The following is a 248-nucleotide window of genomic DNA, read 5'->3' as shown; positions in this document are numbered from 1 at the left end:
GATCCCAACCAATTACTTTACAGTACATGGCTTTAAGTTAGGAGCTGCTTTTGAATTCGTATTACTGACATTGGCCTTAGGAGATCGTTATGCTCGTATTCGCCGTGAAAAAGAACAAGTACACTACCGTTTATTGAAACTTCAGAAAGAAACCAATGAAGACCTTGAAAGGAAAGTAGAAGCCAGAACGGAAGAAGTAGAAGAAAAGACGAGAGTACTGGAAGAGTTTAACAGAGAAATCACAGATT

At 38.7% G+C, this 248-nt stretch carries 1 protein-coding gene; it reads left to right on the top strand.

Annotation, left to right across the window (positions count from 1 at the left end; translation table 11 throughout):
- Positions 1 to 248, top strand: a 248-nt coding sequence (locus tag AC6UDG_RS07765; protein WP_500706999.1) for a hypothetical protein, incomplete at both ends; no start/stop codon positions are given.

It is taken from the genome of Fructilactobacillus sp. X2R1C1 (genome assembly GCF_059901435.1).
Note: the sequence above shows the minus strand (reverse complement) of the source record. Positions and strands in the feature narration are given on the sequence as shown.